Source organism: Mycobacterium sp. NPDC051804, assembly GCF_044452905.1.
In the GTDB taxonomy this organism is placed as follows: Bacteria; Actinomycetota; Actinomycetes; order Mycobacteriales; family Mycobacteriaceae; genus Mycobacterium.
The window spans coordinates 706,782-728,687 of sequence record NZ_JBITCD010000003.1; the positions used below are offsets into that span (position 1 = coordinate 706,782).

17 protein-coding genes are annotated in these 21,906 nt (G+C 64.1%); 2 read left to right on the forward strand and 15 right to left on the reverse strand.

The annotated features are described in order from the left end of the window. Nucleotides 1-3: 3 nt before the first annotated feature. From ppc to gap, 5 genes are read right to left on the reverse strand one after another with little or no spacing between them, the layout of a single operon-like run. A complete protein-coding gene (ppc, locus tag ACIA48_RS14545) occupies nt 4-2,793 on the reverse strand; it encodes a phosphoenolpyruvate carboxylase (RefSeq protein ID WP_396732267.1) in 2,790 nt (929 codons plus the stop codon). A gap of 59 nt (nt 2,794-2,852) precedes the next feature. Then, nucleotides 2,853-3,086 carry a preprotein translocase subunit SecG gene (gene secG, locus ACIA48_RS14550; RefSeq protein WP_014213547.1) on the reverse strand — a complete coding sequence of 78 codons (234 nt, stop codon included), beginning with the start codon at nt 3,084-3,086 and terminating at the stop codon, nt 2,853-2,855. A gap of 30 nt (nt 3,087-3,116) precedes the next feature. Further along, nucleotides 3,117-3,902: a triose-phosphate isomerase gene (gene tpiA, locus ACIA48_RS14555; protein ID WP_396732271.1), complete on the reverse strand. Its 786-nt coding sequence runs from the start codon at nt 3,900-3,902 to the stop codon at nt 3,117-3,119. Nucleotides 3,903-3,916: 14 nt separating this feature from the next. Beyond that, nucleotides 3,917-5,140 carry a phosphoglycerate kinase gene (locus ACIA48_RS14560; protein ID WP_396732274.1) on the reverse strand — a complete coding sequence of 408 codons (1,224 nt, stop codon included), beginning with the start codon at nt 5,138-5,140 and terminating at the stop codon, nt 3,917-3,919. 4 nt (nt 5,141-5,144) lie between these two features. Beyond that, entirely contained in the window at nt 5,145-6,167 is a 1,023-nt protein-coding gene (gap, locus tag ACIA48_RS14565) for a type I glyceraldehyde-3-phosphate dehydrogenase (protein WP_396732277.1), read from the reverse strand. Nucleotides 6,168-6,380: 213 nt separating this feature from the next. On the opposite strand from gap, the gene ACIA48_RS14570 reads away from it, so the two are divergent. Beyond that, nucleotides 6,381-6,665, forward strand: a complete 285-nt coding sequence (locus tag ACIA48_RS14570) for a hypothetical protein (RefSeq protein ID WP_396732280.1) — start codon at nt 6,381-6,383, stop codon at nt 6,663-6,665. A 12-nt stretch (nt 6,666-6,677) separates the two neighbouring features. On the opposite strand, the gene ACIA48_RS14575 is transcribed toward ACIA48_RS14570, so the two are convergent. Beyond that, the gene (locus tag ACIA48_RS14575) at nt 6,678-7,388 is read right to left on the reverse strand and encodes an ABC transporter substrate-binding protein (RefSeq protein ID WP_396732282.1); all 711 of its coding nucleotides are present in this window, start codon (nt 7,386-7,388) and stop codon (nt 6,678-6,680) included. A 58-nt stretch (nt 7,389-7,446) separates the two neighbouring features. Then, a complete protein-coding gene (locus ACIA48_RS14580; protein WP_396732285.1) occupies nt 7,447-8,004 on the reverse strand; it encodes a TetR/AcrR family transcriptional regulator in 558 nt (185 codons plus the stop codon). Between the two features lie 80 nt (nt 8,005-8,084). On the opposite strand from ACIA48_RS14580, the gene ACIA48_RS14585 reads away from it, so the two are divergent. Further along, the gene (locus ACIA48_RS14585) at nt 8,085-8,831 is read left to right on the forward strand and encodes a maleylpyruvate isomerase family mycothiol-dependent enzyme (protein ID WP_396732288.1); all 747 of its coding nucleotides are present in this window, start codon (nt 8,085-8,087) and stop codon (nt 8,829-8,831) included. 163 nt (nt 8,832-8,994) lie between these two features. Here ACIA48_RS14585 and ACIA48_RS14590 read toward each other — a convergent pair whose 3' ends face one another. The 8 genes from ACIA48_RS14590 to uvrC form a co-directional block, all read right to left on the reverse strand. Continuing rightward, nucleotides 8,995-10,293: a hypothetical protein gene (locus tag ACIA48_RS14590; protein WP_396732291.1), complete on the reverse strand. Its 1,299-nt coding sequence runs from the start codon at nt 10,291-10,293 to the stop codon at nt 8,995-8,997. A 57-nt stretch (nt 10,294-10,350) separates the two neighbouring features. Then, on the reverse strand, nt 10,351-11,631 hold the full coding sequence (locus tag ACIA48_RS14595; RefSeq protein ID WP_396732294.1) for an ATP-binding protein: 1,281 nt from the start codon (nt 11,629-11,631) through the stop codon (nt 10,351-10,353). Beyond that, nucleotides 11,628-14,261, reverse strand: coding sequence for an ATP-binding protein (locus ACIA48_RS14600; protein WP_396732297.1), 2,634 nt, complete (start codon nt 14,259-14,261; stop codon nt 11,628-11,630). Before ACIA48_RS14600 ends, ACIA48_RS14595 begins: the two co-directional genes overlap by 4 nt. Beyond that, a complete protein-coding gene (locus ACIA48_RS14605) occupies nt 14,258-16,888 on the reverse strand; it encodes an ATP-binding protein (protein WP_396732300.1) in 2,631 nt (876 codons plus the stop codon). Before ACIA48_RS14605 ends, ACIA48_RS14600 begins: the two co-directional genes overlap by 4 nt. A gap of 96 nt (nt 16,889-16,984) precedes the next feature. Beyond that, on the reverse strand, nt 16,985-17,962 hold the full coding sequence (gene whiA / locus ACIA48_RS14610; RefSeq protein ID WP_396732874.1) for a DNA-binding protein WhiA: 978 nt from the start codon (nt 17,960-17,962) through the stop codon (nt 16,985-16,987). Beyond that, complete coding sequence (gene yvcK, locus ACIA48_RS14615) at nt 17,959-18,981, reverse strand: uridine diphosphate-N-acetylglucosamine-binding protein YvcK (protein ID WP_396732302.1); 1,023 nt, start codon at nt 18,979-18,981, stop codon at nt 17,959-17,961. Before yvcK ends, whiA begins: the two co-directional genes overlap by 4 nt. Further along, entirely contained in the window at nt 18,978-19,889 is a 912-nt protein-coding gene (gene rapZ / locus ACIA48_RS14620; RefSeq protein ID WP_396732877.1) for an RNase adapter RapZ, read from the reverse strand. Before rapZ ends, yvcK begins: the two co-directional genes overlap by 4 nt. Nucleotides 19,890-19,900: 11 nt before the next feature. Then, the gene (uvrC, locus tag ACIA48_RS14625) at nt 19,901-21,883 is read right to left on the reverse strand and encodes an excinuclease ABC subunit UvrC (protein WP_396732305.1); all 1,983 of its coding nucleotides are present in this window, start codon (nt 21,881-21,883) and stop codon (nt 19,901-19,903) included. Between the last annotated feature and the right edge of the window lie 23 nt (nt 21,884-21,906).

Genomic DNA, 21,906 nt, shown 5'->3' on the forward strand with positions numbered 1-21,906 from the left:
GTCTCAGCCGCTGTTACGCAGCGCGGTCGCGAGCCCACTCATCGTGAGCAGGATGCCCCGCTGGACGAGTTCGTCGTCGTCACCAGAACGGTAGCGGCGCAACAGTTCCACCTGAAGGTGGTTCAGCGGCTCCAGGTACGGGAAGCGGTTGAAGACGGACCGCGCCAGCGCCGGGTTGTCGGCCAGCAGGTCGTCCTGGCCAGTGATGAGCTTGTGCATCCGGATCGTGCGGGTGTGCTCGGCGGCTATCTTGTCGAACACCCGCGCCCGCAACTGCTCGTCGGACACCAACTCCGAGTATCGCGCCGCCAGCCCCATGTCCGACTTCGCCAGCACCTGAGCCATATTCGACAGTACGGTCCGGAAGAACGGCCAGCGGCGGTACAGATCCCGCAGTACCTCGAGACGCCCGTCGCCCTCGTTGATCCATTTCTCGAACGCCGTTCCGGTGCCGTACCAGCCGGGCAGCATCACCCGCGACTGACTCCAGGCCAGCACCCACGGGATCGCGCGCAGATCCGAGATGGCGGTGGTGGGTTTGCGTGAGGTCGGCCGGCTCCCGATGTTCAGCGCGCCGATCTCGCTCACGGGTGTCGACTCCTTGAAGTACTCGACGAATCCCGGTGTGTCATGGACCAACTCGGAGTATGCCCGTTGCGCGCGGGAGGCGAGTTCGTCGAGCACGTCGTAGGCCGGACCGGCGGCATCGCCGAGGCCCTCGATGTCGAGGAGGGTGGCCTCCAGCGTCGCCGCCAACAGGGTTTCGAGGTTTCGATGCGCAATCTGCGGCTCGGCGTACTTCGCGGCGATCACCTCACCCTGTTCGGTGATGCGAAGCGAACCGTTCACCGCGCCCGGCGGCTGCGCCCGGATCGCGTCGTAGCTGGGTCCGCCACCGCGGCCCACCGTGCCGCCGCGGCCGTGGAAGAGCCGCAACCGAATTCCCGTCTTACGTGCGGACTCGACCAGCTCGAGCTCGGCGCGATACAGCGCCCAGTTCGCAGCGAGGTATCCGCCGTCCTTGTTCGAGTCGGAGTAGCCGAGCATCACTTCCTGGCTATCACTGCGCCCCGACACGATGGCGCGGTACACCGGAAGGTCAAGTGCCTGTTCGAGAATCGACGAGCCGCGCTGAAGGTCGTCAATGGTCTCGAACAATGGGACGATCCCGACGGGCGCGTAGGCATGCGGTCCCGAAACGTCGAGCAGACCAACCTCTTTGAGCAGGACAGCTGCTTCGAGCATGTCGGACACCGATTCGCACATCGAGATGATGTAGTTAGGCACAGCCTGCGGACCGAATACTTTCACGGCGCGTGCGGCCGCGGCGACGATGTCGAGTTCTTTGCGCGCCAGTTCGGAGAGTTCGGCACTCTCCCCGATGAGCGGCCGGCGCGTGGCCACTTCGGCCGCGAGCACCTCGATGCGGTCGGATTCGTCCAGCGAACGGTAGTCGGGGTGTACCCCCGCCCATGCCAGCAACTCGGCGATTACTTCCTCGTGCACATCAGAGTTCTGCCGCATGTCGAGCCCTGACAGGTGAAAACCGAAGACGTGCAAGGCTTCCCGCAGCCGGGACAACCGATCGTCGGCCAGTACGGAGCTCCCGTTCGTACGCAGAGACTCGTCGACGATGTCGAGGTCCGCCAGCAGTTCGGCCGGGGTCTCGTAGCGGTCTAGCCCGAGGTCGAGTTCGTGTTCGGGCTGACGGTCGAGGATCTCGAAAGCCGTCGTCGTGAGGCGCGCCTGGATGACCCGCAGCGCTCGGCGGTACGGTTCGTCCATCCGGGCTGGCTCATCGCACTGGCCGGCCAGCGCCTCGAGCGCCTCGCTGATCTTGACCAGCCGCGCCGACATCGACAGTTCCTCTTCGAGCGCGGTGATCTGGGTGAAATAGTGCTCCAGCGCCGTATAGGCGGCGCTGCTGGTCGCCAGCCGGACGACCTCGGCGGTGACGTTCGGGTTGCCGTCGCGATCGCCGCCGATCCACGATCCTGGCCGCAGAAACGGTTCACTCAGCAGATCGGATTCCGGCCACCGCGACCGCAACGCGTTACGTACTTCGGCGTTGACCTGCGGAACGACCTCGAAGAACGCCGAGGGGTAATACCGCAGTCCAGTTTCGATTTCGTCCTGAATCTTCAAGCGGGACAGTCGGATCAGCGCGGTCTGCCACAGCGTGAGAATGTTGCGGCGAAGCTCACGTTCGATCTCAAGCCCGTCGTCGGTGCACTCATGCCCGTTCATCCGCAATCGCATCAGTTGCGTGATGCGGTGCTGGGTGTCAAATATCGTGCGCCGGCGGGTTTCGGTGGGATGTGCGGTGATCACCGGCGAAACCAGCGCCCCGGTCAGCGCATCGGCCACCGCACCCGAATCGAGTCGCGCCAGGTCGAGTTTGGCGTAGGTGGCTGCCAGGCTGCTGTCCTGAGGCGGTTCCCCGGCAGCGACGTGGATGACGCGCCTGCGCTCGCGGTGGATGTCCTCGGCGACGTTCGCCAGCAGCGCGAAGTGGGTGAAGGCGCGGATGACGGGGATGGCCTGATGGATGTCGATGCCATCGAACATCGAGCTCAGCTCGGCACGGTCGATCTCTGAACGCCGCACCCGGAATGATTCGACTCGAGCGCGTTCGACTAGGTCGAAGACATCCTCACCGTTCTGCTCGCGGACGGTCTCACCGAGGATCGCGCCGAGCAATCGGATGTCTTCGCGCATCGGCTCGGTGGCCTCACGGCCCACTTTGGTGCGCTGCACCGCCCCGATGGGTTCTAGTCCGCCGACCTCTGCCATGCCCTCAGTATCGGCGCGAGCCCGGTCGGGTGCAGAACGAGCCAATGGGCTCGGGCGGATCAGCTGTACTTGATCTGCAGAGCGACGCCGACGATCGACACCACCCAGATGCCGACGACGAAGTACGTCAGCCGGTCCAGGTTCTTCTCCACGACCGTCGAGCCGGACAGGCTGGACTGGACGCCGCCGCCGAACAGGGTGGACAAACCGCCGCCCTTGGCGCGGTGCAGCAACACGAGCAGCACCACAAGCAAGCTGGTGATGATCAGCGTTATCTGCAGAGCGAGAACCATGGGCGACAGCCTACAGGCCCAAAAGGGCCGCTACGGCAAGGGCCCACCAGCGGCGATGGCGGAAAGCGTAGCGAACTGCTCGCCATCGAGCGACGCCCCGCCGACCAGTGCACCGTCGACATCCTCCTGCGCGACGATCTCGCCGACGTTCTTCGCGTTCACCGAGCCGCCGTACAGAATGCGCACCCCAGCCGCGAGCTGCGGGGACGCCAGCTTGCCCAGCTCGTCGCGGATGGCCTTGCAGACTTCCTGTGCGTCGGCGGCGCTGGCCACCCGCCCGGTGCCGATCGCCCACACCGGCTCATAGGCGATGACGGCCTGGCCGATCTGCTCGGCTGTGAGACCCGCCACGGAGCCGCGCAGCGACTCCACGTTGTACTCGACGTGGTTGCCGGCCTCGCGGACGTCCAGCTGCTCACCGATGCAGATGATCGGGATGATCCCGTGCTTGAACGCCGCGGCCGCCTTCGCGGCGACCAGGGCGTCGTCTTCATGGTGGTAGGTGCGGCGCTCCGAGTGCCCGACGACGACGTACCTGCAGCCCAGCTTCGCGAGGAAGGCACCGCTGATCTCGCCGGTGTAGGCCCCCGATTCGTGCTGGGACAGGTCCTGCGCCCCGTAGGTGAGCCGCAGCTTGTCACCGTCGACCAGGGTCTGCACGCTGCGCAGATCGGTGAACGGCGGAATCACCGCGACATCGACCTTGTCGAAGTACTTGTCCGGCAGCGAGAACGCGATCTTCTGGACCAACGCAATGGCCTCGAAGTGGTTGAGGTTCATCTTCCAGTTGCCGGCGATCAACGGCGTACGGGACACGTGGTGCGCCTTTCTTAGGTGCTCAAAACTTCGATGCCAGGGAGCGACTTGCCCTCAAGGTATTCCAGCGACGCCCCGCCTCCGGTCGAAATGTGAGAGAAGCCGTCCTCGGGCAGACCCAGCAGGCGCACCGCGGCTGCCGAATCTCCGCCACCGACGACGCTGAAGCCGCCCTTGCCGGTGGCCCCGATTATCGCTTCGGCGACCCCCTTGGTGCCCGCCGCGAACGCGGGGAACTCGAACACGCCCATCGGGCCGTTCCAGAAGATGGTCTTCGCGTTGGACAGCAGGTTGGCGAATCGCTTGACCGACTCGGGGCCGATGTCGAGACCCATCTTGCCGTCCGGGATCTTGTCCGCGGCAACCGCCTCGGCGGGTGAATCGGCGGCGAACTCGTCGGCCACCACGATGTCGACCGGCAGATGGATCACGTCGCCGTAATCCTCGAGCAGCTTGCGGCAGGTGTCGATCATGCTCTCCTCGAGCAGCGATTTTCCAACCGAAACACCTTGTGAGGCAAGGAATGTGAAACACATGCCGCCGCCGATGACGATGCTGTCGGCCTTGGTCGCGAGGTTCTCGATGACGGCGAGTTTGTCCGACACCTTCGAACCGCCGAGCACGACGGCGTAGGGCCGCTCGGTCGAGCTGGTCAGCTGCTCGAGCACGTTGATCTCGGTCGCCACCAGCGTGCCCGCGTAATGCGGCAGCAGGGTGGCGACGTCGTAGACCGACGCCTGCTTGCGGTGCACGACCCCGAACCCGTCGGAGACGAACGCACCGGGCGAACCGTCGGCGCCGCTGACGAGTTCGGCGAGCTGCCGGGCCAGCGCGAGGCGCTCGCTGTCGTCCTTGCTCGTCTCACGGGGATCGAAGCGGATGTTCTCCAGCAGCAGGACGTCGCCGTCGGTGAGACCCTCCGCGCGCGCCAGCGCGTCCGTGCCGACTACGTCACCGGCCAGCTGGACGTGCCTGCCGAGCTGCTCCCCCAGCGCCGTGGCGACCGGGGCGAGCGAGAACTCAGGCGTCGGACCATCCTTCGGCCTGCCGAGGTGTGCGGTGACGATCACCTTCGCGCCGGCATCGGCTAGCGCCTTGAGCGTCGGTACGGAGGCGATGATGCGCCCCGGGTCGGTGATCTTCTCACCGTCGAGCGGGACGTTCAGGTCGGAGCGCACGAGGACGCCCCGGCCCGAAACCCCTTCTGCCAGTAGGTCGTCGAGGTTTTTGACGGCCATTGCGCTAGAGCGACTTGCCGACCAGTGCGACCAGGTCGACGAGACGGTTCGAGTAGCCCCATTCGTTGTCGTACCAGGACACGGTCTTGGCCTGGTTGCCGATCACCTTGGTCAGGCCCGAGTCGAACAGCGAGCTGTGCGGATCGGTGACGATGTCACTCGACACGATCGGTGCGTCGTAGTACTTGAGGATGCCCTTGAGCGGACCGTCGGCGGCGGCCTTGAACGCCGCGTTGATCTCGTCGGCAGAGGGCGACTTCTCCAACTCGGCCGTCAGGTCGGTGCACGAACCCGTTGGGATCGGCACACGCAGGGCGTAGCCGTCGAGCTTGCCCTTGAGCTCGGGCAGCACCAGGCCGATCGCCTTCGCGGCGCCGGTCGAGGTCGGGACGATGTTCAGCGCGGCGGCGCGGGCACGACGCAGGTCCTTGTGCGGGCCGTCCTGCAGGTTCTGGTCCTGCGTGTAGGCGTGGATGGTGGTCATCAAACCCTTGACCAGTCCAAACTCGTCGTTGAGCACCTTGGCCAGCGGGCCGAGGCAGTTCGTGGTGCACGACGCGTTGGAGATGATGTTCTGGCTGCCGTCGTACTTGTCGTCGTTGACGCCCAGCACGATGGTGATGTCCTCATCGCTGGCGGGCGCGGAGATGATGACCTTCTTGGCGCCGGCGTCCAAGTGGCCCTGCGCCTTGGCGCGGGCGGTGAAGATGCCGGTGGACTCGACGACGACGTCGACACCCAGGTCACCCCATGGCAGCGCGGCCGGTCCTTCCTTCACCTCGAGCGCCTTGATCTTGGTGTTGCCAATCACGATCGTGTCCTCGCCCTCGAGGCTGATCTCCTCGGGGTAGCGACCCAGGATCGAGTCGAACTTCAGCAGGTGCGCCAGGCTGGCGTTGTCGGTGAGGTCGTTGACCGCGATGATCTCGACGTCGGTGCTCTTACCCTCGGCCTTCTGCGCCGCCAGGGCCCGGTAGAAGTTGCGTCCGATACGGCCGAACCCGTTAACGCCAACCCGGATGGTCACGTGTTTCTCCCTTTTTAGCCTTGATACTCAACGGCCAGCCTAGTGCTGTGATACATGCCACGCGCGGGCTGGTCAGTGCACGGGCAGCGGTCGGCCTTCGCGGTGACTTCTGGCCGCTGTGCGAATGACGTTCGGCCCTCCCGGAACGACCACAGTGGCGACGATCGTGGACTCATCGCCCGCACCGACAGCTGCGGGACCGGAGGAACCGACATGACATCTGGAACACAAATACGTCCCTCCAGTGAAGTCCGGAGTAAAGACACGGAGACGCGGGCAGCACATGCGCGGGCCCGCAGCGCTCATCTAGCGGCCGCGGACCGTCACGTCGCCGCTGCCGAAGCGCATAACCGCGCCGCCGACACACATCGCAGGGCTGCGGACGCCGGCATCGGCGACGTCGCAACCCATTGGCGAGCGGTCGCGGTACACGAGGCCGCACGCGACGACGATTATCGCGCCGCCGAATTGGCGCGGCGGCTGGCACACGACGAATGATCGCGTCGGGGTCTAGAGAACACCGAGACTCTGATCCGCGTACGGATTGCCCAGCCATTTCCCGCGGATCCGCTGCAGGGCGCCGTCGTCTTCCAACTCGGCTTGCGCGACGGTGAGCCGGCTCAGCAGCGCGAGGTCAGCGAGTGGGACGGCGATCGCGATGTTCTCCACCGAGATATTGCGCTGCACGACCTCGACACCCTGGATCGGCTTCACCAGCTCGGTGAGCACTGGAGCCAGCTTCATGAACGCATCGCATGCGCCGGTGGTCAGGTCGGTGAGCGCGGTGCGAATCGAGCCGTAGTCGTAAACCCGGACGGCCGCCGCCTTACCGTCGGCGACGAGCCGGTCGGCGATGGGTTCGCTGGTGTTGCCCCGTTGCACCCCGATGGTGAGGCCATCGAGGTCGTCAATGGAGCTGACGTGCGGCAGGCGGGTGGTGTCGACGGCCAGCGATTGTCCGGAGATGAGGTAGGGCGGGACGAACGCCGCCAGCTTCTCGCGTTCGGGCGTGACGGTGGTGCCTGCGGTGACGCAGTCGTATTCAGGGCCAAGTCCGTCGAAGACGCCGTTGAAATCGGCGCCTTCGTACGGGATGAATTCGACCGTTGCACCGAGCTTTTCGGCGATCGCTTCCATCAGGTCGATATCCAGACCTCCGCCGTCCGGCATGCCGTTGAACGGCGGATCGGGAAAGGCCGCACCGACTCTCAGTGTCTCCATGTCCTCACCGTAGTGGTTCGAGTTCGGCTCCCATACGGTTCATTTGACGGCGGGAGCGTCAACTGCGTCCGGTTGCAGAGTCCGCGTGTCGGTGCAACATCGCCTGCGTTCTAGCGAACGCCTCGTTGACCCGTTTGCGGTCGCCAGTGGCGAGGAGGTCGAGGAGCAACCCGTTGATGGTGGCGTTGGCGATGGTCGCTGATATCTCGTCAACGGCGGCCAAGGGCTCGTCGAGCCAATCCTGCACCACATGTTGGAGGAACTCCTGATACCGCTCAGGCGAGCGCAGAGCGAGCGCATACGTCTCGAAGAACAAGCGGACGATGTCGAACTGCTCTGGCTCGCTGGCCCATTCCCAAACGGCGTTGAGACCGGCCCGCGTCTGACTGGCCTCAGCAACCCGGCCAAGCGAACGGACCCGGTCCCGGGTCGAGTTGACGATCTGCGCAAGAAGCTGCTCCTTCGACCCGAAGTGGTGCTGAAGAACGGGCGCCTGGGTTCCGAGCGCCTTCGCCAACGGCCGAAGGGACAGGTCGGCAATCCCGTTGGCGGCGGCGTAGTCCACCGCGTCATCGAGGAGTTGCTGCTTGCGCTCGGGATCAGCGGGGCGGGCCATGTGGGAGCTCCCTTGACGTAGTGAAACGGTTCGGAGTTACTATTACGCGTGTAATAGTAACTCATCGAACAAGGAGCACCATGGACATCGACTACGCGGGTGTGATCCGCGCGGAGGCCGGTCGGATTGTCGCGGCATACGGGCGAGACTCTTCCGCCCGAGTGCCCTGGTCTGATCGTTGGACGATCGGGACCGTCGCCCGGCATGTTGCGGGAACCCATTGGGTGGTAGGAGATATCGCGCGTGGCCGTCCGACGGCGGACTTCGGTTTATTCGCGACCCTGAAACCACCCGAGAAAGACGCTCCGGACTTCTCGGAGTGGTTCGCCGACGGGACTACTCACCTACTCGAGGAACTCGCATCGGCGCCGGGGGACGACACGTGTTGGACGTGGTGTCCTTCCGACCAATCGGTCAGTTTCTGGCGGCGCAGGATGGCTCACGAGACCCTCATCCACCGGTGGGACGCGCAAGCAGCACTCGGCGGGGACGTCGATCCGATCGACTCCACCGTCGCAGCCGATGGCATCGATGAGTACCTCGACATCTTCGTGTCGACTTCGCGGGCTGCTGCCGGCGCGCCTGCCGGACCGACCATCGGCATCGAGTGCACCGACGTCGATGCCGCATGGATGCTCGGCCTTCCTGAGCCAGGCAAGAGCACGTTGCTGCGTGGCCGCGCTTCTGCTGACGTCACTATGCGAGCAACCGCTACCGAACTTCTCCTGTTTGCATGGGGCCGCCTTGCGGCGTCAGAATCTGCGGAAATCGTCGAGGGCAGTTTTGAATCGGCCGACATGTGGACCACCTTCATACCGCCGACGTGACTTGAGCAGATCTGGTGTGACAGCCGATTCCGGGTCGGGAATACCGCCCTGCGTGGCGTTGCAGTTGGCCATCTACGGCAACAGCTGAATACGGCCCGCCACAGCATCTTTCGTCATCGCGGGATCGGGAAAGGGTTCTGCCGACAAGAGCTTCTCCATGCATTCACCGTACTTGTGCGAGTTTCGTTCGAGCCAGTTCGATCTGGTCAAATGCGTAGGTCGCGATACCTGCGGATGTCATGGTCTCCCCCTGGCGGGCAAGCGTCTCGTACGTCTCATCACCGAGAACCCGGCGAAGTTGCTCGATGATCGTGTTCATCTCCGGGTAGGCCGCCAACGTCATCGGGCTGATTGCATAGCCGGCGATGGTCGCCGCTTGGGCGTGACATCTGAGTCCAGTTAAGACCTCTGCCAATGCCGCCAGCGGACTGCGTATCGCCATGGCAGACCCCGAATCTCGGTTTATACGAATTGCCAGCGTGAGGTGATCCAGCGCAACGCTCCCGTTGCCGCGTCGAGCTTCGATATAGCCGATGTTGACGGCCAGGTATGCCTCTTCACCCCGATTGCCGCTGTCGTGTGCAATCGCAAGACCACGAAGCATTGCATCGAGAGCCTTCACAGGGTCAACATCGCGAAAAGCGAATCCGTATGCCAACAGCGCTGAGCAGAGCGCATAGGGGTTACCCGTCAATTCCGCTGCGTCGAGGACGCCCGACGCTGCTGCCATCGCTTCGTCGCTGCGGCCTGCCATCACCAGCTGAAGAACCCTATTCGACCTGCACAACGTAATGGGGTCGAAGTACGGATCGAGATATGCGTTCTCCCACTCGACAGCCTTCTCGACCTGGCCCGACAACACATATATGCCGCCCGTCATCCCAACTAGGCCGAACGGAATGTGTTCGTGGCCGGCTCGCACGATTTCCTGAGCGTGCACGGTGTAAGAAAGCGCGTCATCGATTCGACCCGTCATCCAGCACAGCGAGGCCACGATGTACAGCCACCCCAGCCGTGGATGTTCCGCCACACGCGCAGATTCGATCAGCTCTTCGGCCCATGCCGGAGGCTCCTGGCTTTCCAGTGCCATGCCACCCACGACCCCGACGAACGTTGTGATGGTTGCAGCCAAGTCGAGTTCGCCCCGGTCTGCGGCCCATCGAAACGCGGCACGCAAATTGGCCAGTTCCGCAAGGAACCACGTGTACGCGTCACGCTGGCGCGAGCTATCCCATACGCCCAGAACATCGGCTTCCCGGCCGGCGAAGTAGCGAGCGTGTGCGCGACGGGCTTCGTCAGCGACACCATGTTGGGTGAGTTGTTCATCAGCGAACTCGCGGATCGTTTCGAGCATCGAGAAGCGCGTCTTACCCGTTGCCTGCTCAGTGACAATCAGCGATTTGCGCACCAGCGCGTCGAGCAGGTCCACGATTTGGAAACGATCTGCGTCGCTTCCAGCCACAGCGCAGGCACCTTCGAGGTCAAAGCCGCCCGCAAAGACCGAACAGCGTTCCAGCAGTTACCTTTCGGTGTCGCTGAGGAGCTCGTACGACCAAGCCACGGCGTGTCGAAGAGTCTGATGACGTCCTAAAGCGCGCCGTGAGCCGACGAGCAATTTGAATCGGTGATCTAAGTGATCGCGGATCTCGTTTGGGGCCATCGACGATGTGCGTGACGCCGCCAGTTCAATCGCCAACGGTATTCCGTCAAGCCGCTGACAGATTTCAGCGACCACGTCGGCATCATCGAACACTGCAGCGGGAGCGACGTGGCGAGCCCTTTCGGTGAAAAGGTTCACGGCTGCGTCGACATCTAAAGATCGCACCGGCCAGACCTGTTCGTCGGCCAACGCCAAACCCTCGCGGCCAGTCGCAAGGATCTTCACGGTCGCGGAGGTGGCAAGAATGGCCTCGGTCAGATCCCCGACTGCATCAATTACATGCTCGCAGTTATCGAACAGCAACAAGCGAACCCGGCCATCCAGCGCGGTTGCAACCGACTCGGTCATGGTCTGACCAGGCTGCTGCGTGATTCCAAGGACTGCGGCGACCGCCTCCGGAACGACCGTTGGATCACTGACTGCGGCGAGTTCGAAAACCCATATCCCATCAGCGAACTCACCAGCGAGCTGCGCGGCGACTTCGACGGCGAGTCGCGTCTTGCCAACTCCGCCAACTCCGGTCAGCGTGACCAGCCGTCGCGAACGAAGCAATGCTGCGATCTCGGCCACTTCGGTGTCGCGTCCGATGAAGGCTGAGGCTGCTCGTCGCAGGTTCCCGGGAGTCGCGTCTAGCGTTCGCAGCGGTGGAAAGTCGGTGCCAAGCCCCTCTGCCTGCACTTGGAATACGTTCAGTGGATTCGGCAGGTCCCGCAGACGTCGCGGTCCTAGATCGACGAGTTGGACTCCATTCACGAGACTTGCCGTCGAATCAGCCAGCAGGATCTGGCCACCATGGCCGGCGGCCATCAACCGGGCTGCGCGGTTGAGGACGGTGCCAAAGTAGTCGTTGTCCCGCAGTTCAGCTTCGCCCGTCGCAATACCCATGCGGACCGGCAGCTGCAATTCACGCTGCGCGTCGACCGCCGCCCCGACCGCGGACATCGGCGATGCGAACGCCGCAGCCACCCCGTCCCCGGAGTGGCTGAACACAAAGCCGTCATGGGCCTCGATCGCCGACCGCAGCGCCTTGTCATGCGTGGCGAGTGCCACCCGCATCCCGTCCGCGTCTTCCTCCCACCGACGGGTCGAACCCTCAATGTCGGTGAACAAGAACGTCACCACTCCCGACGGCGCGATCACGGTGATGCCACGAGTTCTGCTCTGGCCAGTTCGATCTGGTCAAATGCGTAGGCGACCATCGCCGAGGGGGTCATCGTCTGCGCTTTCCGCACCAGAGTTTCATAGGTCTCAGCACCGAGGCTTTCCCGCAGATGGTCGCTCGTCTCGAGGATCTCAGGCATCGATGTGAGCGTTATGGGGTTGCGCACCGCGTAGCCGATGATGACGGCAGCGGATTCGGAGCGTCCGATCTGGTCGAGAATCATTGCGAGGTTGGCGAGAGGCGAATGCAAGAAGCCGACGCTGCCCGCGTCGCGATAGTTGCCCATCGCCAGCTTGAGGTTGTCCAATGCAGCAAGCGGTTCGCCGAGCTTGATTTCCATGCGCGCCAACGCGCTCGTTATGTGTGACTCGTTGAAGCGATTGCCGCTCTCGCGGGTGGTGACCAGACCGCGGCGCAGCACATCGCGGGCACGCTCCGGATCCGTGCCGCCGAATGCGAAGCCCTGCGAGAGAAGGGCGTACGAGATTGCCCAAGGATTGCCTGTGGCCTCGGCGGCTTCGACAAGGCCATCAGCAGCTAATACCGCTTGCTCCGCTTCACCTGCGAACGCCAGCGCATTCACTAAAGCCGATCTCGTCATGCCGTGGGTATCACGGCCGGCATCAACATATTCGCGGCACCATTCGGCGTACCGTTCGGGCCGGCCGATCATCAGATAGCCGCCGCCCGCCAAACCCTCGAGGCCGAACGGGATATCAACGCAGCCCTCGCGTATCACCGCTGCCATGGCCTCGGCATACGCGATTCCCTGCTGGATACGACCGGTCTGGTAACAAACTGATGCGACCAGGTATAGCCACGGCAGCCGAGGATGCTTTGCTGCTCGGGCGAGTTCGATCAACTCCTCCGCCCACGCGATCGGTTCATAATTCTCGGTGTAAAAGCCGATCAATCCGACGAACGTGGCGATGGCGCTTGCCGTATCGATATCGTTCTGGTCGGCAGCCCAGCGAAAAGCGTTGCGCAGGTTTGCGAGTTCGGTGTTGAACCATTCGTAAGCCTCCCGCTGGCGCGGACTGTCCCACAAGGCCATCATGTCAGCCTCGCGACCGGCGAAATATCGGGCGTGCGCAGTTCGGGCCATCTCTGCTGCGCGAGAGTTGACTAGTTGGTCTTCGGCGAACTGTCGGATCGTTTCCAGCATGGAGTACCGCGTCCGGTCGCCCGTTCGATCAGCAACAAGCAACGATTTTCGAACCAGCGCATCGAGCCGATCCAAGACGGCAAATTCGTCATCGAATCCCGCGACCGCACAAGCGCTTTCGAGCTCGAATCCGCCGGCGAAAACCGAGCAACGATCGAGTAGAGACCTTTCCTCTTCGTCGAGGAGATCGTAGGACCACGCCACCGCATGACGCAGCGTTTGGTGGCGCTCCAAGCCTCTCCGAGACCCGGTCAGCAGCTTGAAACGGTGATCGAGCCGATCCCGCACTTCGGTCGTCGTCATAGCGGCCATCCGGGAGGCCGCGAGCTCGATGGCAAGTGGAATCCCGTCGAGTCGACGGCAGATCTCGTGAACCGCATCGGGGTCGTTGAGGGCGAAACCTGGCATCACGCTGTGAGCGCGTTCGGTGAACAACTCCGTGGCCGGATCGACGGCTAGCGATCGCAACGGCCACACCTGCTCGTCGGGGATGCCCAACCCCTCGCGGCTCGTCGCCAGTATCCGCACTGCGACTGATGCCTCGACGATCATCTGAACGAGATCAGCCGTCGCATCGAGCAGGTGTTCGCAATTGTCGAGAACCAACAGCTGAATCCTGCCTTCCAACGCGGCCGCGACCGATTCGTTAAGACTCTTTTCAGGTTGCTGTGTGATGCCCAGCACCGCTGCAACCGCGTCGGGTAGTGCCGACGGATCGGCGACGGTGGCAAGCTCGAGAATCCATACTCCATCCGGGAATTCGTTAGCCAACCGCGCAGCGACCGTCAACGCCAGTCGAGTCTTGCCCACTCCGCCGACGCCGGTGACTGTGACAATTCGGTGCTCGCGTACCGCTGCCGCAACACTGGAGACTTCCACGTCGCGGCCGATCAAAGTCGCTGATGCGGAGGGCAGATTGCCGTGCGCCGGATCGACTGTTTGCAACGGCGGAAAGTCGCTCCGCAGCCCGTGCGCCTTCAGCTGGAAAACAGTCAGCGGATTAGCGACGTCCCGCAAGCGCCGGAGCCCTAGGTTTTTCAGTTCGACGCCACTAAGCAGACCCGCTGTCGACTCGGCGACCAGGATCTGGCCACCATGGCCGGCGGCCATCAATCGGGCTGCGCGGTTGAGGACGGTGCCAAAGTAGTCGTTGTCCCGCAGTTCGGCTTCGCCTGTGGCAATCCCCATGCGCACCGGCAGCTCCAACTCACGCTGCGCATCGATAGCGGCCTCTACGGCACTCATCGGCGATTCAAATGCAGCAGCCAACCCGTCTCCGGAGTGGCTGAAAACAAATCCTTCGTGGGCCTCGATGGCCGAACGCAACACCTTGTCATGCGCCGCCAACGCCGCCCGCATTCCGGCAGGATCTTCTTCCCACCGCCGGGTCGAACCCTCAATGTCGGTGAACAAGAACGTCACGACTCCCGACGGCGCGGTCATGGCGATCGCTCGAGTTCTGCTCGGGCTTCGGCGATTTGCTCGTATGCGTAGGCGGTGATTTCGGCCATGCTCATCGCCTCGCCAGTTAGGGCGAGCGATTCGAAAGTCTCGTCGCCCAGAGTATCGCGGAGGTGCGCGACGGCGGTAAGCACCTCGGGCACCGCGGCCATTGCCAACGGCGTTAGCGCGTAGCCCGAGATGATGGCAGCGGCTTCCAGGTTACCGAGCCGATCCAGGAACGAACTGAGGGCAGCCAGCGGGCTCCGCAGACTCGCGACGTTGCCGGAATCGTGGTAGTTGCGGGTGACCAAAGTCAGGTGATCTAGCGAAGCCGCGCTGATGAAGTCGTGCGCTTCAAGTCGGGCCAGGTTGAGCGCGAGAATCGATTCGTTGAACCGATTACCGCTGTCCTGAGCGAGGGCCAAACCCTTACGGCAGTCGTCGAGCCCCTGAGCGATACCAGCGGAGACGATGAGCACGTGGCTCGCGGCGCCGACAGCGAACGACTGCATATACGGGTTGTTCGTGGCTACACCCGACTCGATGAGTCCATGGGCGCCTGCAGCCGCCTCCACAAGATCGCCGCTGAAAACGTGGGCGAAAACGCGGCAGGCCCGGATGTACACGTGGTTGTCGCCGCGGCGCGCGAGTTGAGCAGTGCACAGCTCGGCCCACCGCCGAGGCTGCCCCACGGCGACATACGCTGAGCCAATCCAGCCTTCCATCGCGAACGGCGGTGGGTGTTGACTGCTCGCCAATAATGATCCAGCAATATCGGCGTACCGGACCGCCGCATCCGTCCGTCCCGCCATCCAGCACACTGACGCAACGGCATACACGCTCAAACATCTCGGGTGTTCAGCCAAGCGTGCGCAGTCGATCAGTTCCTCCGCCCATGCGAGGGGCTCAAAATTCTCCGCACCAAAGCCGAGCAACCCTACGTAAGTCGTGACGGCTGCGGCAACGTCGAGGTCGCCTTGATCGATAGCCCAACGAAATGCTTTACGCAAATTGGCGAATTCGGTGGCGGCCCATTCATACGCCTCACGCTGACGGGGGCTATCCCACAACTTGAGGACTTCGTTCTCACGGCTTGCGAAGTGATGCGCGTGCGCGAAACTTGCGTCGGCTGCCTGTCCGCGTTCAACCAGTTTCTCTTCAGCGAATTGCCGGATGGTCTCCAGCATCGAAAACCGCGTTCTTCCTGTAGAGCGGTCGGCGCCGAGCAGCGACTTGCGTACCAGTGCGTCAAGTAGATCCAAGACGACATACTCGTCGTCGGCACCTGCTACGGCGTACGCACTCCGCGCTTCAAATCCGCCCGCGAAAACCGAACAACGTTCAAGCAGAGTCTTTTCCGAATCATCCAGGAGGTCATAGGACCATGCGACCGCGTGACGAAGCGTCTGGTGTCGCGCCAACCCTCGACGCGAGCGGACCAGTAGCTTGAACCGTTGATCGAGATGGTCGCGAACCTCGACCGCGGTCATCGACTCCAACCGTGAAGCGGCCAACTCAATCGCCAACGGGATACCGTCCAGACGACGACACACCTCCTCCGCCGCCAGCGATTCGTCGGCCGATAAGCAGCGGGCACGCGCGGCGAACAACGTCGCCGCTGAACCGATATCCAGCGAGGGCACTCGCCATAGCCGCTCCTCCGCTACGCCGAGTCCTTCGCGGCTCGTCGTCAGGACCTTGACGGTTGATGACTGCTCGAGGATGGCTTCGATCAGGTCGGCAGCGGACTCGACCACGTGCTCGCAGTTGTCGAAGACGAGGAGGCGGATTCTTCCGTCCAAGGCCACGGACACCGACTGACCTACGGTCATGCACGGCTGCTGGGTAATCCCCATCGTTGCGGCCACCGCATCAGGAACGGCCGCAGGATCGGATAACGACGCAAGCTCGAAAACCCATACACCATCGGGGAATTCGTCGCTGAGGCGGGCAGCGACTTTGAATGCCAAACGAGTCTTGCCGACTCCGCCGACGCCAGCCAAGGTCACGAGCCGATGGGATCGCATGGCGTCGACAATCTCGGCCACTGCGGATTCGCGGCCGATTAACTCCTCGGGAGACCTGCGCAGATTACCGCGGGTCGTGTCGACCGTACGCAGTGGCGGAAAATCCGCGCGCAAGCCGGGCGCAACGAGCTGGGAGATTGTGACCGGATTTGGTAGGTCGCGCAATCGTCGCGGCCCGAGGTTCGATAGATCTAAACCACTGAGCAGACCCGCCGTTGAATCGGCGACCAGGATCTGCCCGCCATGCCCGGCCGCCATCACCCGTGCCGCGCGGTTGAGCACGGTGCCGAAGTAGTCGTTGTCGCGCAGTTCGGCTTCACCGGTAGCGATGCCCATCCGGACCGGTAACTGCAACTCGCGCTGCGCATCGACCGCGGTATCGACCGCAGCCATCGGCGATGCGAACGCGGCAGCCATCCCGTCTCCGGAGTGGCTGAAAACGTAACCCTCATGTGCTTCGATGGCTGACCGCAGCACCTTGTCGTGCGCTACCAGGGCCGACCGCATCGCGTCCGCGTCTGACTCCCACCGACGGGTCGAACCCTCGATATCGGTGAACAGAAATGTGACCACGCCCGTGGGCGGGTCCCCCGCGAACACAGGCACAGAATCGCACACCCAAGTTCGCTGAGTGGCTAGTTATGACACGCTTTCTATGGATTTACGTGCGATAACTGGCCACTCGGCCGCGAAAGACTATGCGTCTTCAAGTAGATCCGGCGTGACAGCGGACTCCGTGTCGGGAATGCCGTCTTGCTTGGCTTTTCGATCCGCCATTGACAGCAACCGTCGAATGCGGCCCGCCACGGCATCTTTGGTCATCGGCGGATCCGCGAGGCGACCCAGTTCCTCCAATGACGCCTGGCGGTGCTCGACACGCAGCTTGCCCGCTGCTGCCAGATGGTCGGGCACGGTGTCAGCGAGGATCTCCAGCGCCCGCTCCACGCGCGCCGCCGCGGCGACCGCAGCCCGCGCCGACCTCCGCAGGTTCGCATCATCGAAGTTGGCCAGCCGGTTGGCGGTGGCGCGTACCTCGCGGCGCATCCGCCGCTCCTCCCACGTCAGCCTGGTGTCCTGGGCACCCATCCGCGTCAGTAGTGCACCGATGGCCTCACCGTCGCGCACCACCACCCGGTCTGCGCCGCGCACCTCGCGGGCCTTCGCGCCGACACCCAACCGCCGCGCCGCGCCGACGAGCGCCAGCGCTGCCTCCGGCCCAGGACAGCTGACCTCGAGCGCCGACGAGCGGCCCGGTTCGGTGAGTGATCCATGCGCCAAAAACGCGCCACGCCAAGCGGCTTCGGCATCAGCAACGCTGCCGCCGACCACCTGCGCAGGAAGTCCTCGCACCGGTCGCCCGCGCAGATCCAGCAGACCCGTCTGGCGGGCCAGCGCCTCACCGTCCTTGGCGACCCGCAGCACATACCGGGTGCTCTTGCGGATACCGCTCGCCGAGAGCACGTGCACCACGGCGTTGTAGCCGTACAGGTCGTAGATGTCCTTGCGCAGGCGTCGCGCGATGATGCCGAGATCGACCTCGGCCTCGACCACGACCCGTCCCGAGACGATGTGCAGTCCCCCCGCGAACCGCAGCAGCGATGCCACCTCGGCACGGCGCGCGCTCACCGAATTGACCTGAAGACGGCTGAGCTCGTCCTTGACCTCGGCTGTCATCGCCACGAGTCGTCACCTTTCGGTCCGTTCGCTGTCGCTGTCGGCACAGTCGGCGTTGGAGACGCGGGCGGCGCCGCACCGCGCAGCCGCACACCTTCCAGTGCCGCGGCCAACCTCGCCGGGTCATGTAAAGGTGTACCAGGTCTGGACACGTCAGCAAACTCAACTTGGGCATCCAGAATTTTCGCCGTGCGGCGCAATTGCTCACGCTCACGTTCGGTCGGGACGCGGCTGGCGTCGACAATGACCTCGTGCATCGTGAAGCCCGGTGCGTGCTGCGACAACACGTGGATATGACGTTCGGCCGAAAACTCCGCCGTCTCCCCGGGCTCTGCGGCCAGGTTGACCACCAACGCCCGCCGCGCGGCCGTCGCCTGCAGCGCCGCCGCCAGCTGGGGCACCAGGACGTGCGGAATGACGCTGGTAAACCACGACCCCGGGCCCAGCACGACCAGGTCGGCGGCCATGATCGCGTCCACCGCTTGCCGGGTGGCCGGCGGATCGCCCGGTATGAGCCGGACCCGCCGCACCTTCCCGACAGTCGTCGCGAGCGCAACCTGACCCCGGATCACCCGACTCATCCGCGGATCGGATTCCAGACCTGCGACGTCGGCCTCGATCTCCAGCCCCACCGGACACATCGGCAGGACCCGGCCGTGGATGCCGAGAACGCGGCCCAGCTCGTCGAGCGCCGCCACTGGATCTGCCAGCACCTCATTGAGGCCTGCAAGCATGAGATTGCCGATCGGGTGCCCGGCGAGCGCACCGCTACCGCCGAACCGATGTTGCAGGATCGTCGCCCACAATCGTCCGTGTGGAGTGTCGGATGCCAACGCCGCCAGGGCCATTCGCAGATCACCGGGTGGCACCACATCGAGTTCGTTGCGAAGCCGGCCCGATGAACCACCGTCGTCGGCGACCGTGACGATCGCGGTGACATGCGGGGTGAGTCTGCGGGCCGCCGACAGCGTGGCATACAGGCCGTGCCCACCCCCGAGAGCCACGATCCGCGGACTCATTCGCGCCCCAGATCCCGGTGCAATACCCGCACCGTCAGGCCGTCACCGCCCTGCAATCTGGCCGCCAGCGCCTCGGCGATCGCAACACTGCGATGCTTGCCCCCGGTGCAGCCAATAGCAACAGTCATATAGCGCTTTCCCTCGCGGCGATATCCGTCGATGACGAAGTGCAGCAGCCGATGGTAGGTCTCCAGAAACTCTCCGGCGCCCGGTTGGCCGAGTACGTAGTCGCGGACGTCCGGGTGCTGTCCGGTATGCGGTCGCAGCGCGTCCACCCAATGCGGATTGGGGAGGAAGCGCACATCCATCACCGTATCCGCGTCCATGGGCAGCCCGTACTTGTATCCGAAGGACTCGACCGTGACATTTGTGTGGGCGACTGTCTCCCCGCCGAAGGCCCGCTCGATGCTCTCCCGCAGCGCGGGGACGGGAAGCGTCGACGTATCGATGACAAGATCGGCCGCCGCCCGGATGGGCGCGAGCATCGTCCGCTCCGCCGCAATACCCTCTGCAAGAGTCTGATTCCCCTGCAACGGATGGCTGCGCCGGTTCTGCTCGTATCGGCGCACCAGGATGTCGTCGGACGCCTCGAGGAACAGCACCCGCGGCGTGATGTTGCGCGTGGCCAGATCGTTGCGAACCCAGTCCAGGTCTCCAGTGAACCCACGGGAGCGCACATCCATCACCACGGCGAGCTGGGTGATACGCGAACCCGCCGCAAGCCCCAGCTCGACCATCCGCGCGATCAGCTCCGGCGGCAGATTGTCGGCGACATACCAGCCGAGATCCTCCAGCACCTTGGCCGCCGTGCCCCGGCCTGCGCCGGACAGCCCGGTAACCAGTACGACATCGATGCCGGATCCCCCGTGTTCGCCGTTGCCGGCGCCATCCTGCAATTGTTCGTACATGCCCTGATCTGTCATCCGGATGCTCTGCTCTGATCATCGCCGATTACCGGGTCGGGCGCTCCCGAATCGGGCGGGACGCCGAGCGCCTCCAAGACGGCCTTCGCCGTCGCTACCCCGATACCGGGCACGGCGGTGATCTCCTCGACGCTGGCCTCCTTCAATCGCGCCACCGAGCCGAAATGCGTGACCAGGGCCTTGCGGCGATGCTCGCCCAGCCCGCGGATCGAATCCAGTGCCGACGCCGTCATCCGTTTGGACCGCTTGCTGCGGTGGTAGGCGATCGCAAACCGGTGCGCCTCGTCGCGTACCCGCTGCAGCAGATACAAACCTTCGCTGTTGCGCGGCATGATCAGCGGGTCGGGTTCAGCCGGCACCCACACCTCCTCGAGCCGTTTCGCCAGCCCGATGACGGCGACATCGCCGATACCCAACTCGTCGAGGACCGCCTGGGCCGCGTTGACCTGCGGGGCGCCGCCGTCGACGACGAACAGGTTCGGCGGATACGCGAACTTTCGTGACTTCCCTTCCGGGGCAAGCTCTGTCGGGTGCTGCAGGTCGTGTAGGTGACGGTAGAAGCGGCGCCGGGTGACCTCGGCGATCGACGCGACGTCGTCCGAACGGCCCTCGCCCGCGGCCTCCCTGATCGCGTAATGGCGATAGTCGGACTTACGCGGCAGCCCGTCCTCGAACACCACCAGCGACGCCACCACATCGGTGCCCTGCACATGGCTGATGTCCACACATTCGATACGAAGCGGCGCGTCGGCCAGCCCGAGCGATTCCTGAATGCTCTGCAGTGCAGCACTTCTGGCGGTGAAGTCGCCCGCCCGTTTCAGCTTGTGCTGGTTCAGGGCGTCTTGCGCGTTGCGTTGGACGGTCTCGGCCAGCGCGCGCTTGTCGCCGCGCTGGGGTACGCGCACCGCCACCCTCGAACCGCGAAGCTGCGACAACCATGTTTCTATTTCTTCGGCATTGTCGGGCAGACACGGCACCAGTACCTGGCGGGGCACCGGTGTCAACGACATATCGGCCGCACCGTCGAGTTCAGCCTGGTCGCCGTAGAACTGCGTCAGGAATTGTTCGACGAGGTGCTCGAGATCTGATTCGCCTGGCTCTCCGGACTTTTCGACCACCCACCCACGCTGACCGCGCACCCGGCCACCGCGCACGTGGAACACCTGCACGGCAGCTTCCAGGTCGTCGTCGGCGAAGGCGACCACGTCGGCGTCGGTACCGTCGCCGAACACCACCGCCTGCTTCTCCATGGCGCGCTTCATCGCCGAGATGTTGTCCCGCAACCGGGCCGCCCGCTCGAAGTCCAGCAGTTCGGCGGCTTGGTTCATCTGCTGTTCCATATCGCGGATCAACCGGTCGGTCTTGCCCGCCAGGAAGTCGCAGAAGTCCTCGACGATCTGGCGGTGTTCTTCGGCGGTGACCCGCCCGACGCACGGCGCCGAGCACTTGTCGATGTACCCCAACAGACAAGGCCGATCGATCTGCCTGTGGCGCTTGAAAACTCCCGCCGAGCAGGTGCGCGCCGGGAAGACCCGGGTCAATAGATCGAGCGTTTCGCGGATCGCCCATGCGTGCGAGTAGGGCCCGAAGTAGCGGACCCCCTTGCGCCGCGCCCCGCGGTAGACCATCAGCCGCGGATACTCCTCGTTCAGGGTCACGGCGAGCACCGGGTACGACTTGTCGTCGCGGTAGCGGACGTTGAATCGAGGGTCGAACTCTTTGATCCAGTTGTACTCGAGCTGCAGCGCCTCGACTTCGGTGTTGACGACCGTCCACTCGACCCCGGCGGCCGACGTCACCATCTGCCGGGTGCGCGGCGCCAAGCCGGAAAGGTCGGCGAAGTAAGAGTTCAGCCGGCTGCGCAGGCTCTTGGCCTTGCCAACGTAGATCACCCGGCCATGCGGATCCCGGAACCGGTAGACGCCCGGCTGGACGGGAATCGACCCGGGAGCGGGTCGGTACGTCGCTGGATCGGGCACGGATTCCAGGTTACTGCCGCCCT

Coding starts and splice junctions, on each gene's coding strand:
- ACIA48_RS14575 (WP_396732282.1), bottom strand. CDS start 7,388: ATGGAGACACTGAGAGTCGGTGCGGCCTTTCCCGATCCGCCGTTCAAC.
- rapZ (WP_396732877.1), bottom strand. CDS start 19,889: ATGTACGAACAATTGCAGGATGGCGCCGGCAACGGCGAACACGGGGGA.
- ACIA48_RS14585 (WP_396732288.1), top strand. CDS start 8,085: ATGGACATCGACTACGCGGGTGTGATCCGCGCGGAGGCCGGTCGGATT.
- secG (WP_014213547.1), bottom strand. CDS start 3,086: ATGGTTCTCGCTCTGCAGATAACGCTGATCATCACCAGCTTGCTTGTG.
- ACIA48_RS14560 (WP_396732274.1), bottom strand. CDS start 5,140: ATGGCCGTCAAAAACCTCGACGACCTACTGGCAGAAGGGGTTTCGGGC.
- ACIA48_RS14600 (WP_396732297.1), bottom strand. CDS start 14,261: ATGACCGCGCCGTCGGGAGTCGTGACGTTCTTGTTCACCGACATTGAG.
- ppc (WP_396732267.1), bottom strand. CDS start 2,793: ATGGCAGAGGTCGGCGGACTAGAACCCATCGGGGCGGTGCAGCGCACC.
- ACIA48_RS14580 (WP_396732285.1), bottom strand. CDS start 8,004: ATGGCCCGCCCCGCTGATCCCGAGCGCAAGCAGCAACTCCTCGATGAC.
- ACIA48_RS14570 (WP_396732280.1), top strand. CDS start 6,381: ATGACATCTGGAACACAAATACGTCCCTCCAGTGAAGTCCGGAGTAAA.
- yvcK (WP_396732302.1), bottom strand. CDS start 18,981: ATGAGTCCGCGGATCGTGGCTCTCGGGGGTGGGCACGGCCTGTATGCC.
- whiA (WP_396732874.1), bottom strand. CDS start 17,962: ATGACAGCCGAGGTCAAGGACGAGCTCAGCCGTCTTCAGGTCAATTCG.